Genomic DNA, 14,111 nt, shown 5'->3' with positions numbered 1-14,111 from the left:
AACCTTTGCAACTTTGAGCCTTAAAAAAAATGAAACAAATTACTTCGATACAAAATCCATTTATAAAATCACTCGTTTTATTACAAGAAAAGGCAAAAGCCAGAAAACAAACCGGAACATTTTTGATTGAAGGCTTACGCGAAATTTCATTGGCCATAAAGGGTGGTTACGAAATAGAGACTGTTTTATTTTTACCGGAATTGGTTACTGAAAATCAGATTAGCAAACTGGTAAATACACCGGTTCAACTTATCGAAATCAACAAAGAAGTTTATCAAAAACTAGCTTATCGCGATACAACCGAAGGTATTTTGGCAATCGCCAAAACAAAATCGATGTCATTATCTGATTTAAAATTATCTGATAATCCGCTAATTATTGTTGCCGAAGCACCGGAAAAACCAGGAAATATAGGGGCACTTTTGCGTACCGCAGATGCTGCAAATCTCGATGCTGTTTTAATTGCAAATCCTAAAAGCGATTTATACAACCCAAATATTGTTCGTTCAAGCGTTGGCTGTCTCTTTACAAACCAAATCGCAACAGGAACAACCGCTGAGATCATTGCTTTTTTGAAAGAAAAAAAGATTGATTTTTATTGCGCCACTTTACAGAATTCAACATCTTATCATACACAGGACTTTACTACTCCAACAGCTTTGGTTGTGGGTACAGAAGCTACAGGACTAACGCAGGATTGGCGTGATGCCGCAACTCAGAATATTATAATTCCAATGCAGGGCGAAATAGACAGCATGAATGTCTCGGTTGCAGCAGCAATTTTAATTTTTGAAGCCAAACGTCAAAGAGGATTTAATTAAAAAACCAAACACTATCTTCCTATGAATTACAAATTATCAATTTTAGTATTATTATTTAGTTTTTCAGTTTCGGCTCAAATCACGAATCAGGAAGTAGATGAATTGGTAAATCGTACCATAAAAGCATTTGATGTGCCCGGAATTGCCGTTGCAATTGTAAAAGACGGAAAAGTAGTCCTTGCAAAGGGTTACGGTGTACAATCAGTTGTAACACAACGAAAAGTAGATGCAAATACACTTTTTGGCATCGCGTCAAACAGTAAAGCTTTTACAACTGCTGCACTTGCTATGCTGGTAGATGAAGGCAAAATAAAATGGGACGATAAAGTCGTAAAATATCTTCCGGATTTTAAAATGTATGATGATTATGTAACCCAGGAATTTACGATTCGTGATTTATTAACCCACAGAAGCGGTCTGGGACTTGGTGCCGGAGATTTGATGATCTGGCCTGATGGCAGCGATTTTAAAGCACAGGATATTGTACATAATCTAAGATATTTAAAACCCGTTTCTAGTTTTAGAACCAAATACGATTATGATAATCTGATGTATATAATCGCCGGTGAAATTGTACATATTGTAAGCGGAAAAACATGGGCAGATTTTGTCGAAGAGCGCATCATGAAACCTCTGGAGATGAGCAATAGTGTGGCCTCTGTAAAACGGTTAAAAGATACCACAAATGTCATTACACCTCATGTCCCGATTGATGGAAAACTAAAAACCATAAAACGCTACGAAAATCAGCTTTTTGATGGAGCAGCAGGAATTTATTCAAGCGTAAATGATTTAAGCAAATGGGCAATTTTGCAAATCAACAACGGTAAATACGGCGATAACAAACAATTATTTTCAGAGAAAGAACACGACGAAATGTGGCAACTGCAAACCATTATTCCTGCAAAAACAAAAGCACCATACAATACCCATTTTTCCGGATATGGTTTGGGTTGGTTTTTAAGTGATATAAAAGGATACAAACAAGTCTCACATACCGGAGGTTTAGAAGGAAACGTAACACAAACAACTTTGATACCTGAATTAGGTTTAGGAATTATTGTCCTGACCAATCAACAATCAGGAGCGGCTTTTAATGCCATCACCAATACAATAAAAGACAGTTATTTGGGCGTGAAATCTGATGATTATGTAACCGTTTACAGTAACCGAATGAAAGCCAATGAAGAATCTGCAGATAAAGTTACTGATGAAGTTTGGGCTACCGTTGCAAAAAATAAAAAAGACAAACTAAAAACGGATCTCGCCAAAATTACAGGTACCTACAAAGACAATTGGTTTGGAGAAATTACCATAACAGAGAAAAAAGGAAAAGTCTATTTTGCATCAAAACGCTCGCCACAACTTGCAGGCGAAGTATTTTTCTATAAAGATGGAAATTATGTAGTAAAATGGAATAATGCCTTTTTTCACGCAGATGCGCATTTGCTTTTTAAATACGATGAAACAGGAAAGGTTGCGAATCTAAAAATGCTGCCAATTTCTTCACTAACTGATTTTAGCTATGATTTTCAGGATTTAGATTTTTCGAAAATACAGTAAAGCTTTAGATTTTAGATTGAGTGCATTAATCTGTGTAGTCCCTACTGGCAATGTCATTAAGTTAAGGGATTTTAGATTGAAGATTAACGATTAAAGATTTCTGATTTGGTGTTGCTAAATACTAATATCATCTATTTTCTGGGTTTCAAAGATCTGAACTCAAAAATCGTTACTCAAAAATCAGCAATCATTTTTATCTATTTTTTCTCAACTTAATGAGATTGCTCTAAGGGACATCATCTTGTGGTGTGGTTGTTTATTTCTACCGACATGTAACTCCTAACGGAGCATTATCTGTACAAACAATATTTGCTTTTATATCAATATTAATTTCCGAAAAAAAATCCCGTTAGGGATTACATATTGGTAAAACATCTTATTCTATCTTTGCTTTTTTGTCCCGTTAGGGACTACACTTAAACTTAGAAAATCGGAAATCATAAATCTAAAATCAACTCTTCATTCCCTTGCGTATGTTCAAACTTATTGCTATTTTTAGTACTTGAACCATGCCGTTATGATAGAAATAGATATTGAGAAAGAAAATAAAGCAATTGCGCAGGAATACAAAGAATTACTTCGAATTAGTTATCAGACCTTAAGTCCTACCGATAAAAAATTGATCCGCAAAGCATTTGATGTTGCAGTAGATGCACACAAAGAGCAAAGGCGTAAATCTGGCGAAGCGTATATCTTTCATCCTATTGCAGTTGCAAAAATTGTAGCTTCTGAAATTGGTTTGGGAGCCACCTCTATTGCCGCGGCTTTATTGCACGATGTTGTCGAAGATACTCCTGTGACCGTCGAAGATATTGAGCGATTATTCAACCCAAAAGTGGCACAATTGGTTGAAGGTCTAACTAAAATTTCACTGGTTCAAAAAGATCTAAATGCTTCCATGCAGGCAGAAAATTTTAGAAAAATGATTCTGACACTGAACGATGATGTTCGTGTAATTTTAATAAAATTAGCCGATCGTTTGCATAATATGCAAACAATGGATTCGATGGCAGAATACAAACAGACCAAAATTGCCTCAGAAACACTTTATATTTATGCCCCTCTCGCCCATCGTTTAGGCCTTTATAATATTAAAACTAAACTGGAAGATTTAGGGTTAAAATATACAGAACCTGCCGTTTACAATGATATTGTAAGCAAAATTAGAGAGACTAAAGAAGAACAGGATGCTTATATCAAAGATATTTCGGATGTTTTAAAAAAATCACTGGATAATGAGGCTATCGATTATATCATAAAAGGACGCCCAAAATCTATTTATTCGATTCGTCGAAAAATGCGGGCTCAAAATGTGAGTTTTGACGAAGTATATGACAAGTTTGCTTTAAGAATTGTCTACAAATCAGATACACACGACGAAAAATTTGTTGCCTGGAAAATTTATTCGATCGTAACAGATCATTACAGACCAAGTCCGAGTCGTTTACGAGACTGGATTTCATCTCCCAAATCAACCGGTTATGAGGCTTTGCACATTACCGTGATGGGACCAAAAGGCCGTTGGGTCGAAGTACAGGTTCGAAGCGAGCGTATGGATGAAATTGCAGAGAAAGGTTATGCAGCACATTACAAATACAAAAACGGAGCAACAGAAGAAAGCGGTTTAGATGTCTGGCTGAATTTGCTTCGTGAAGCGCTTGAAAATCAAGAAACCAATGCGGTGGATTTTGTCGAAGATTTTAAAATGAATTTATATTCAAAAGAAATCTTTGTCTTTACCCCAAAAGGAGAAATCAAATCCCTGCCAAAAGGCGCTACATCACTTGATTTTGCCTTTAGTATTCACTCAGAGATCGGAATTAAAACCAGAGGAACCCGTGTCAATGGCCGTTTGGTTCCTTTAAATCACGAACTAAAAAGTGGCGATCAGGTCGAAGTGATAACTTCTGCAAACCAAAAACCAACTATAAACTGGTTAGAATATGTAACGACTTCAAGAGCCAAAAATAAGATCAAAAACGTTCTGAATGAGAACACCAAAAAAATAGCCGAAGAAGGAAAAGAATTACTTACCCGAAAACTAAAGCATTTAAAAATAACCATCAACGAACAGGTTATCAATGAATTGGTAAACTTTTTCAAACTTAAAACCAGTTTAGATTTATTTTACAGAATTGGTATTGGTGCGATCGAAAATCAGCAGTTAAAGGATTATGCGGCGCAAAAAAGCAACTCGTTTATCAATTTCTTCAAAAATAAAATTAAACGAAATAAAGACACTACCGCTTCAGAGGATATTCATAAACCTGTTATCAGCAGCAATTATGATATGCTTGTTTTTGGTACAGAGCATGACAAACTCGACTACAAACTTTCGCCATGTTGTAACCCAATTCCGGGCGATGATGTATTTGGGTTTGTAACGATTAACGAAGGAATCAAAGTTCATAAAAAAGATTGCCCTAATGCGATTGGCATGCAATCTAATTATGCTTACCGTATTATGAGTGCCAAATGGATTGATTCTTCTCAGGAAGAATTTAAAGCCATTATCAACATTACCGGAATGGATGTATTAGGACTTACGAATCAGTTAACAAGGGTAATTTCGAACAATATGAGCGTAAATATTCAGAGCATTTCACTAAGTAGAGATGCCGGAATTTTTCATGGTCAGATTGCAGTAATTGTTCAAAACAATACTATTTTGAAAAAGATGATTAATGCCATTAAAAAAATCGATGGTGTTGATAAAGTCACCAGAGAATACAGAACCTAAATCAGTTTAAAGTCTTAAAGTCAAAAGGAGAATACCACATTGTGAATATTTTAACCCGTTGGGTGTGTTATTAAATATTTTTTTTAACACATAGAAACATAGATTTTATACATAAAAAAGAATACAAGAAAAACACATTTATTTCACATAGCCAAGCTCTGTGCATTTTAACTAAGTGAAACGCCTTTTTTGAGAAGCCAGAGTCTATGTTTCTATGTGTTAAAATTAATTACACCCAACGGGTTATTTTACTTAAATTATTGATATAAATATTTTTTCACGATAAACGATTCCTTAGAAATAGAAATTCCAAAAGTAAATTTTGACGAAAACGGAGCGCTTATAATTGTTGCTTCCTAATCTTCTTCAAAAGATGATTTTGACTTTTTTCAGGGAAAATCAGTTATTCTGAATAAAAAATTAAAAAAGAGATTTGCCAATTGTACCGAATGGATTGAGTTTCCTTCAACACAAGAAATGTATAAGATTTTAAACGTGATAGGTAATATAGATAATTTTCTGGCGACTTTAGATGGAGAACCTTTTGAAGAAATGACCGTAAGATTATTTAATCCTGTCTGGAGTCAGGCTATGTCTGATGACAAAGGAAAAACCCGGGAATGGAATTGGTACATGTATATGTCTAAAACTACGTAAAGAATTGTTAGTTTTATCATAAATAAAAATAATTATGTTAATTAAATTTATTTGTATTTTTTAAAATTTAATGTTGTAAATGCCTGTATTTGATGCATTGTTACGAATCAAATACAGACAGTAACGTTAAACTTTAAACCCGAAACTTTTATTCATTAAAAATAAAAATTTATCTTTGCCGGATATGACACTCATTTCAACTGACAACACTAGGAATCAAGAAATTGTAAAAAATGTTTTTACAATGTATCTTGAGCAAAAAGGGCATCGCAAAACTCCTGAGCGTTATGCTATACTTCAGGAAATTTACGATAGCGAAGAGCATTTTGACATAGAAAACTTATATATCAAGATGAAAAACAAGAACTATCGTGTGAGTAGAGCTACATTATACAACACGATCGAGTTATTGTTAGACTGCGCTTTGGTTAGAAAACATCAATTTGGGCAAAATCAGGCTTACTACGAAAAATCATATTTTGATAAACAGCATGATCATATTATCATGACTGACTCTGGTGAGGTAATCGAATTTTGCGATCCAAGAATTCAAACCATCAAAAAAACAATCGAAGAAATATTTGATATTGAAATCACCAATCATTCGTTGTATTTCTACGGAAACAAAAAGCAAAAACAATAATCCGGAAACGCATTATTTTAAAAATAAAAAAAAGAAAATTAACTACATTAATCAGTAGGGCAACTCAAATTGCCTCAACGCAAATTAAAACAGAATGACCGTAGATTTATTATTAGGATTACAATGGGGAGATGAAGGTAAAGGGAAAATTGTAGACGTTCTTACCTCTAATTATGACATTATTGCACGTTTTCAAGGAGGACCAAACGCAGGACATACATTAGAATTTGACGGAATTAAACACGTTCTTAGAACCATTCCTTCTGGAATTTTTCATAAAAAATCAATAAACATCATTGGTAATGGTGTTGTAATAGATCCGGTAGTTTTTCAAAAAGAAATTGAAGGTTTAGCCAAATTTAACCTTGATATCAAAAGTAAACTGATCATTTCAAGAAAAGCACATTTAATTTTACCTACACACCGTTTACTTGATGCTGCATCTGAAGCATCAAAAGGAAAAGCAAAAATTGGTTCTACACTTAAAGGAATTGGTCCTACCTATATGGACAAAACCGGTAGAAACGGTTTACGTGTTGGAGATATCGAATTAGAAGATTTTAAAGAACGTTACAGAGCATTGGCCGACAAACATGAAGCAATGATTGCTTTTTATGATGTTGCCATTCAATACAACTTAGCTGAACTTGAAAAAGAGTTTTTTGAAGCTATCGAAGAATTAAAAAAATTAGATTTTATTGACAGTGAAGAATATATCTACCAGGCTCAAAAAGCAGGTAAATCTATTTTATGCGAGGGAGCACAAGGTTCATTATTAGATGTTGACTTTGGAACTTATCCTTTTGTAACTTCATCAAATACTACTGCTGCCGGAGCTTGTACAGGTTTAGGAATTGCGCCTAACAAAATCAAAGAGGTTTACGGAATTTTTAAAGCTTATGTTACCCGTGTTGGTAGCGGACCTTTCCCGACTGAACTTTTTGACGAAGTTGGTGCTACTATGGCAAGAGTTGGAAACGAATTTGGATCTGTTACAGGAAGACAAAGACGTTGTGGATGGTTAGACCTTGTAGCGTTAAAATATGCTGTTCAGGTAAACGGAGTTACACAATTAATGATGATGAAAGGCGACGTTCTTTCAGGATTCGAAACACTGAAAGTTTGTACAGAATACAACTATAAAGGACAAAATATCTCTCACTTTCCTTATAACATCGAGCCGGAAAACGTAACTCCTGTCTATAAAGAATTTAAAGGATGGAAAGCAGACTTAACAGGATTGACTACTTATGAGCAATTGCCTGTTGAGCTAAAAGAATATATTGAGTTTATTGAAAAAGAAGTTGGAGTGCCAATTAAAATTGTATCAGTTGGGCCAGACAGAAAACAAACAATAACAAAATAACAACTCTAAACGCTCTGATAACCAGAGCGTTTTTTTTATGCAAAACTTTTTTCTTATGAAAAATCCAGAAATTAAAATTACCGATACTAAATTATTATCTGACAATTGGTACCTACTAAACAAAGTAACTTTTGACTACCAAAAAAAAGACGGTAAAGTAGAATCTCATATTCGAGAAGTATACGACCGTGGTAACGGAGCAGCCATACTGTTGTATAATTCAAGCAAAAAAACCGTTATCCTGACCAGGCAATTTCGTTTGCCAACATATCTTAACGGAAATAAAACCGGAATGATGATTGAGGTTTGCGCAGGTCTTCTGGATCATGATAATGCCGAACAAGCTGTAATTCGTGAAACCGAAGAAGAAACAGGTTACCGTTTAAAAAAAGTTCAAAAAGTTATAGAAACCTATATGTCGCCAGGATCTGTTACAGAGATTTTGTATCTATTTGTTGGAGAATATGACGAAACCATGAAAGTAAATGATGGTGGCGGATTAGATGCTGAGCAGGAAAATATTGAAGTTCTTGAATTTACTTTTGATCAGGCGTACGACATGATTGAATCCGGAGAAATTACAGATGCTAAAACGATCTTATTGTTGCAACATGCTAAAATAAAAGACCTTATATAGGTACTTTAAAATCTCTGCTTGAACTTTTTAAATTGATTTTAGATAAATTATCTATAAAGGAATGAAAATCAAATAAACAATTCAAAAAATTGTGTAAACATTTTTTGCGATGATTAAAATAACTTTACAATACTAAAAAAACCAGTTTTATGAAAAAGTTATACTACACATCAAATATCTTACTTCTTTTAATTTTAGCTTTATTAGGATCTTGTAAAAAAAGTGATTCTACCGAAACTAAAGAAAAAGTAAAACCAAAAAAAACAATAGAACATACAAAGCCGAAATCTGTTTCGTACCATTTTGAAAAAACCAAAGAATGGCTAAAAACAAATGGATCTTACAGTACTAAACTTCGTATTGCTTATGCTATAAACAGAACCGATAAAGCAAATTTTATTAAATTAGACTCCGTTGTCATTCCGGCAGATTTTAGTGGTGATATTGTGTATTATCTTCCATTTCCTTTGCATGTAACAGCTTTAGAAGAAGTATCGAAGGTTATCATTTTCTCTTATCCTGCTCAGGCCTTTGCTGCGTACGAAAATGGCGAATTAGTTTATACAGGCCCAACCAATATGGGAAGAAAAAAAGACCCTACTCCAACCGGTTTATTTTTTACGAACTGGAAAGCCGAAAAAACAACGAGTACTTTTAATGACGAATGGGACTTGAAGTGGAATTTTAATATCGAAAATAAATTGGGTGTCGGTTTTCATGAATATGCACTGCCTGGATACCCTGCCTCACATTCTTGTTTAAGATTACAAGAAAATGACGCCAAATACCTTTATAAATTTGCTGATGAATGGATCCTGAAAGATAAAGAAAATGTAAAAGTAAAAGGAACTCCGGTAATTGTTTTTGGAAGTTATAATTTTGACGCGCCAAAACCATGGCTCAAATTAACCAAAGATCCAAAGGTACTAGATATTTCTGAAACCGAAATAGAGACACAATCCAAACCCTTTATACAAAAGATCTTAGAAAATCAAAAAGTTAGAGAAGCAGAACCAACTGCAACTCCTTAAAAATATTATTTTCCGACAAAAAGCTGCTCTTACAATTTTGACGAATTAGTAAAAGCAGTTTTTTTTTATACCAAATTTGGGCGTTAAGATAAATCGTAAAAAAGCAATTTGGCTAAAGCCATTTTCTTACCTCAACTCTGCCCTTTCCAGCTAAAGCTGGAAGCTATTCAATAATGAAATTTAATTTTTTTTATTAAAACTCAAATATATCTACATTGAGTAAGACGCACTGCTGTGCGTCTCTACATTAAACCTTTGTCCCTTTGCATCTTTACACCTTTAAAACTTTTTAAACTTTTTAAACTTTTCTTAATAAATAAGCGAACGTTCATTTATTATTAATATATTTGCATCATAATTAATTTGAATTATGAGAACAAGAGATATTAATAAGGAAGTAATTGTAAAACAAAAAGCACTCGAAATGCTGGTTTCACAAGGTGTAGAAGGTTTTGGAATGAACCGACTGGCTAAAGAAAGTGGTGTTTCGGTTGCTACACTTTATATTTATTATTCGGATAAAGAAGATCTTATTCGTAAAATTGGAATTGATATTGGTAAAAAATTCTTTAAAGAAATGTTAGTTGGATTTTCGTCAGAGATGTCTTTTATTGATGGTTTAAGAAACCAATGGGAAAACCGATCAAGATATACGCTCGACTTCGTACTGGAAACCAAATGTCTTGAACTCCTGAAACACTCTACTTATGGCGATGCAATTTTAGCCGAAATTACGACAGATTTCAAAGAACAAATGAGCAAATTCATTACCACTGCAATTGAAAAAAAAGAGCTCTTGCCTATTACATTCGAAGTTTTCTGGAGTATTGCTTACGGATCACTTTATTCTCTTTTAGAACTTCACAGAGAAGGAAAATCAATGTCTGGAAAACCTTTTGTCTTTACCAAAAAAATAAGCGATGAAGCCTTTAATCTGGTCATAAAAGCACTTACGCCTTAATACTAAAACAATAGCAACTTCAAATTAAGAAACTACTTCTACTATATATCAATTAAAAAAAATACAATGAGCAATTCAATACTAACAAACAAAAAAATCGTCATTATTGGCGGCGGACCCGTTGGTTTAACAACAGCCCGAATTTTACAAATAAATGGTGCCGATGTAACTGTTTACGAAAGAGATCTAAATGCTCAGGCGAGAACTTCGGGCGGAACATTGGACATACATTCTGATTCTGGACAAAAAGCAATACAAAAAGCAAATTTAATGCAGGAGTTTTATCGCTATGCAAGACCAACGGGCGAGAAAATGGCAGATATGCACGGAAATATAACTTCGGACGAAATGCCAACTGAAGAAAATGGCTATCAAAGACCTGAAATAGACCGAAATGATTTGAGAAAAATGATGCTCGAAAATCTACAGGAAAATACTGTAATATGGGACAGCCAATTGACCGAAATTGAAAAAGTGGACAGACAATATCATTTAGAATTTAAAAATGGTTCTAAAACAACCGCAGATTTTGTTATTGTTGCAAATGGAGGAAGATCAAACGCCAGAAAATTTGTTACGGACCAAGAACCTCAACTTTCCGGAACGTATATTATTCAGGGAGAAATTGAAAATCCGGAACTTGATTATCCTGCGTTTAAGCTTAAATATGGTAATGGAAATGTAATGGCAATGGGGGAAGAAAAAATGTTCTATACACATACTTTACGCGACGGTTCTGTACATTTTGGAGTTTCGTTTAAAGCAAATGAAAAATGGATTTTAGAAAACAGTCTTGATTTTGAAAACAATGATTTTATAAGGATATTTTTGAATGAAAAATTCAAAAATTGGGGAGAAGATTATAAAAACTTTTTTAACGTTGCAACAGATTTTTCAGGTTTACCCTTGCGTTTATTTTCTTTAGAAGAGCCCTGGAAAAAACATTCAGACCTTACTCTTGTTGGCGATGCAGCGCACTTGATGCCACCATTTGCAGGCGAAGGTGTAAACATGGGTTTAATGGATGCGTATCAACTAACGGAGAATCTGACAAGCGGAACGTTTACAAGTATTCAGGATGCAATTGACGATTATGAACAAAAAATGTTTGGTTATGCTTTAGAAGCGCAACGCACCACGTATCAAATGGAGAAACTACTGCATTCTAATGTTACAACCGAAAAAATTCTAAATAGTCGCGGTGGGATTTAACTTCATCCGATTGCTAAAACGGATTCTAATTTTTGAAAAAAAACAACTACTATTTTTATCGTTAGTCCATTTTTATTTTAATATTTTAGCTTTTAGATAACTTCTAAATTTAAAAGAAATACTTAAATAATATACAATGGTAAAAAAATTAATTTTTCTTTTTGTTCTATCAAGCTTTGCTATGACGGGACAAAAAAAAAGTGACTCAAAGTCAGAAACTTACATTAGCAGAAAAGAAATTTATCAAATTAAGTACAATCCGGATCATTGGATAAAAAGCACTGAACCATCATCATGGGATGCTGAATTTCATGATAAGTACAATCTTATAAACGCATATTTCAGCGAGTATGATTATTTTATTACCGATAAAAATTTAAAAAGTACGATCGAAGAGGAATACAAAGAGTTTGGTAAAATTAAAAATCTTAAAATAACTAAAAAGAAAATTAACGATATCACTGTAAACTATTATACCTGCGAGTTAGATTATAATGATTACCTGTATAAATACCAAGGTTTTATATACAACGGAAAAGGTGGTTCTATACAAATACAATACGGCGCTCAAGCCGAAGCAATAGAACCAAACCAAAACATTATTGATGAACTAAACAATGGCATTACGGTTATCAACGAATAATAAAAAAAGGCATAAGATTTAGATTCTTATGCCTTTTGTTTTATGTAGAAAACTGAAAATTATCTTGAATAATTTGGAGCTTCTTTTGTAATGGTAACGTTGTGTGGGTGACTTTCTGTAATTCCGCTTGAGGTGATTCTAACAAAACGTCCTGTTTCTTGCAGAGTTGGAATATCTTTTGAACCACAGTATCCCATTCCGGCACGAAGACCACCAACAAACTGAAGCATGCTTTCGTTTAATTCTCCTTTGTAAGGAACACGACCAACAATACCTTCCGGAACTAATTTTTTGACATCGTCTTCAACATCCTGAAAGTAACGGTCTTTAGAACCTGTTTGCATCGCCTCAACAGAACCCATACCGCGGTAAGACTTGAATTTTCTTCCTTCGAAGATAATAGTTTCACCAGGAGATTCTTTTGTTCCTGCTAATAATGAACCTAACATTACACAGTCAGCACCTGCAGCGATTGCTTTAGGAATATCACCTGTATAACGAATCCCACCATCTGCAATAACCGGAACTCCGGTTCCTTTGATAGCGGCAGCTACTTCAAGAACTGCTGAGAATTGTGGAAAACCAACACCTGCAACGATACGGGTTGTACAGATAGAACCAGGTCCGATTCCTACTTTTACACCATCTGCACCATTTGCTACTAAATATTTTGCAGCTTCAGGAGTTGCAATGTTACCAACAATTACATCTATTTGCGGGAACTTTGATTTTACTTCTTTCAATGTATTTACAACACCTTCTGTATGTCCGTGAGCGGTATCAATGATAATTGCATCTACTCCGGCAGCTACTAATGCGGCAGCTCTTTCGACAGCATCACCTGTAACACCAATAGCGGCAGCAACTCTTAAACGACCAAAAACGTCTTTGTTTGCAATTGGTTTTTGAGTTAATTTTGTAATATCTCTAAAAGTGATTAAACCAACCAATTCATAGTTAGCATTAACAACCGGTAGTTTTTCGATTTTATGTCCTTGCAAAACTACTTCGGCTTGTTCAAGAGAAGTTCCTTCGGCTACAGTAACTAAGTTTGTACTGGTCATTACCTCAGCAATTGGTCTTGCTCCGTTTTTTTCGAAACGTAAATCACGGTTTGTAACGATTCCTTTTAAGATTTTGTTTTCGTCAACGATTGGAATACCTCCAATTCCAAATTCTTTCATGGCATTTTTTGCATCTGCAATGGTAGAATTCATTGGCAATGTTACCGGATCGATAATCATTCCTGACTCAGCACGTTTTACTCTTCTAACTTTCGCAGCTTGTTGCTCGATTGTCATGTTTTTATGTAAAACACCAATTCCGCCTTCTTGTGCCATAGCAATTGCCATAGAACTTTCGGTAACGGTATCCATAGCAGCGGATACTATTGGAACGTTTAGTGTTATATTTCGTGAAAATTTTGATTTGATACTCACTTCGCGAGGAAGCACATTCGAGTAGTTAGGTACTAATAATACATCGTCGTAAGTTAAACCTTCGCCGATAATCTTGGAGTTGTGTGCTATCATGTTGCAATTTCTAGTTGAATTGCGTGCAAATATAGTGAATAAATTGGAAACTTGATTACTAACTTATTCATAAATTTAACTTTACAAGAAAGGTCTTACAAATAAAACTGCCCTAGCCCTGATGGAAATGAAAAGCCACGAAAAGCAAAACAGCATTTTTTTTCCGGACTTAAAAAGCGACCAGCGGAAGCTCTTTTAAGTCCTTGAAAAAAAGTTGTTTTGCTAGAGTGCTTGTAGTGAAACAGCAGGAAATAGCTTCTTATTGTTATTTTTACCATCTAAAATGATATAAAAAATTATAAGAT

At 34.3% G+C, this 14,111-nt stretch carries 12 protein-coding genes; 11 read left to right on the top strand and 1 reads right to left on the bottom strand.

What is annotated here, in order from left to right:
• Positions 1-29: 29 nt before the first annotated feature.
• From B0A64_RS11390 to B0A64_RS11340, 11 genes are all read left to right on the top strand, one after another.
• Positions 30-821, top strand: a complete 792-nt coding sequence (locus B0A64_RS11390; protein WP_089479643.1) for a TrmH family RNA methyltransferase — start codon at positions 30-32, stop codon at positions 819-821.
• A gap of 21 nt (positions 822-842) precedes the next feature.
• On the top strand, positions 843-2,384 hold the full coding sequence (locus B0A64_RS11385; RefSeq protein WP_089479642.1) for a serine hydrolase: 1,542 nt from the start codon (positions 843-845) through the stop codon (positions 2,382-2,384).
• A gap of 517 nt (positions 2,385-2,901) precedes the next feature.
• Positions 2,902-5,124 (top strand): RelA/SpoT family protein, encoded by a 2,223-nt coding sequence (locus B0A64_RS11380; RefSeq protein WP_089479641.1) that lies wholly within the window; start codon positions 2,902-2,904, stop codon positions 5,122-5,124.
• Positions 5,125-5,601: 477 nt separating this feature from the next.
• Positions 5,602-5,781 (top strand): hypothetical protein, encoded by a 180-nt coding sequence (locus B0A64_RS25525; protein ID WP_165769796.1) that lies wholly within the window; start codon positions 5,602-5,604, stop codon positions 5,779-5,781.
• A gap of 184 nt (positions 5,782-5,965) precedes the next feature.
• A complete protein-coding gene (locus B0A64_RS11370; protein ID WP_029268726.1) occupies positions 5,966-6,424 on the top strand; it encodes a Fur family transcriptional regulator in 459 nt (152 codons plus the stop codon).
• Positions 6,425-6,518: 94 nt separating this feature from the next.
• The gene (locus B0A64_RS11365) at positions 6,519-7,790 is read left to right on the top strand and encodes an adenylosuccinate synthase (RefSeq protein WP_089479640.1); all 1,272 of its coding nucleotides are present in this window, start codon (positions 6,519-6,521) and stop codon (positions 7,788-7,790) included.
• A gap of 55 nt (positions 7,791-7,845) precedes the next feature.
• The gene (nudK, locus tag B0A64_RS11360) at positions 7,846-8,427 is read left to right on the top strand and encodes a GDP-mannose pyrophosphatase NudK (protein WP_089479639.1); all 582 of its coding nucleotides are present in this window, start codon (positions 7,846-7,848) and stop codon (positions 8,425-8,427) included.
• A gap of 149 nt (positions 8,428-8,576) precedes the next feature.
• Positions 8,577-9,458, top strand: a complete 882-nt coding sequence (locus B0A64_RS11355) for a L,D-transpeptidase (RefSeq protein ID WP_089479638.1) — start codon at positions 8,577-8,579, stop codon at positions 9,456-9,458.
• Positions 9,459-9,828: 370 nt separating this feature from the next.
• Complete coding sequence (locus tag B0A64_RS11350) at positions 9,829-10,419, top strand: TetR/AcrR family transcriptional regulator (protein WP_089479637.1); 591 nt, start codon at positions 9,829-9,831, stop codon at positions 10,417-10,419.
• A gap of 66 nt (positions 10,420-10,485) precedes the next feature.
• The gene (locus B0A64_RS11345; protein ID WP_089479636.1) at positions 10,486-11,631 is read left to right on the top strand and encodes an FAD-dependent oxidoreductase; all 1,146 of its coding nucleotides are present in this window, start codon (positions 10,486-10,488) and stop codon (positions 11,629-11,631) included.
• 136 nt (positions 11,632-11,767) lie between these two features.
• Positions 11,768-12,274 carry a hypothetical protein gene (locus B0A64_RS11340; protein WP_089479635.1) on the top strand — a complete coding sequence of 169 codons (507 nt, stop codon included), beginning with the start codon at positions 11,768-11,770 and terminating at the stop codon, positions 12,272-12,274.
• Between the two features lie 59 nt (positions 12,275-12,333).
• On the opposite strand, the gene guaB is transcribed toward B0A64_RS11340, so the two are convergent.
• The gene (gene guaB / locus B0A64_RS11335) at positions 12,334-13,806 is read right to left on the bottom strand and encodes an IMP dehydrogenase (protein WP_089479634.1); all 1,473 of its coding nucleotides are present in this window, start codon (positions 13,804-13,806) and stop codon (positions 12,334-12,336) included.
• Between the last annotated feature and the right edge of the window lie 305 nt (positions 13,807-14,111).

Source organism: Flavobacterium araucananum (assembly GCF_002222055.1).
Taxonomy (GTDB): Bacteria; Bacteroidota; Bacteroidia; order Flavobacteriales; family Flavobacteriaceae; genus Flavobacterium; species Flavobacterium araucananum.
Note: the sequence above shows the minus strand (reverse complement) of the source record. Positions and strands in the feature narration are given on the sequence as shown.

Coding starts and splice junctions, on each gene's coding strand:
- B0A64_RS25525 (WP_165769796.1), top strand. CDS start 5,602: ATGTATAAGATTTTAAACGTGATAGGTAATATAGATAATTTTCTGGCG.
- B0A64_RS11385 (WP_089479642.1), top strand. CDS start 843: ATGAATTACAAATTATCAATTTTAGTATTATTATTTAGTTTTTCAGTT.
- B0A64_RS11340 (WP_089479635.1), top strand. CDS start 11,768: ATGGTAAAAAAATTAATTTTTCTTTTTGTTCTATCAAGCTTTGCTATG.
- B0A64_RS11365 (WP_089479640.1), top strand. CDS start 6,519: ATGACCGTAGATTTATTATTAGGATTACAATGGGGAGATGAAGGTAAA.
- B0A64_RS11355 (WP_089479638.1), top strand. CDS start 8,577: ATGAAAAAGTTATACTACACATCAAATATCTTACTTCTTTTAATTTTA.
- B0A64_RS11350 (WP_089479637.1), top strand. CDS start 9,829: ATGAGAACAAGAGATATTAATAAGGAAGTAATTGTAAAACAAAAAGCA.
- guaB (WP_089479634.1), bottom strand. CDS start 13,806: ATGATAGCACACAACTCCAAGATTATCGGCGAAGGTTTAACTTACGAC.
- B0A64_RS11390 (WP_089479643.1), top strand. CDS start 30: ATGAAACAAATTACTTCGATACAAAATCCATTTATAAAATCACTCGTT.
- nudK (WP_089479639.1), top strand. CDS start 7,846: ATGAAAAATCCAGAAATTAAAATTACCGATACTAAATTATTATCTGAC.
- B0A64_RS11370 (WP_029268726.1), top strand. CDS start 5,966: ATGACACTCATTTCAACTGACAACACTAGGAATCAAGAAATTGTAAAA.
- B0A64_RS11345 (WP_089479636.1), top strand. CDS start 10,486: ATGAGCAATTCAATACTAACAAACAAAAAAATCGTCATTATTGGCGGC.
- B0A64_RS11380 (WP_089479641.1), top strand. CDS start 2,902: ATGATAGAAATAGATATTGAGAAAGAAAATAAAGCAATTGCGCAGGAA.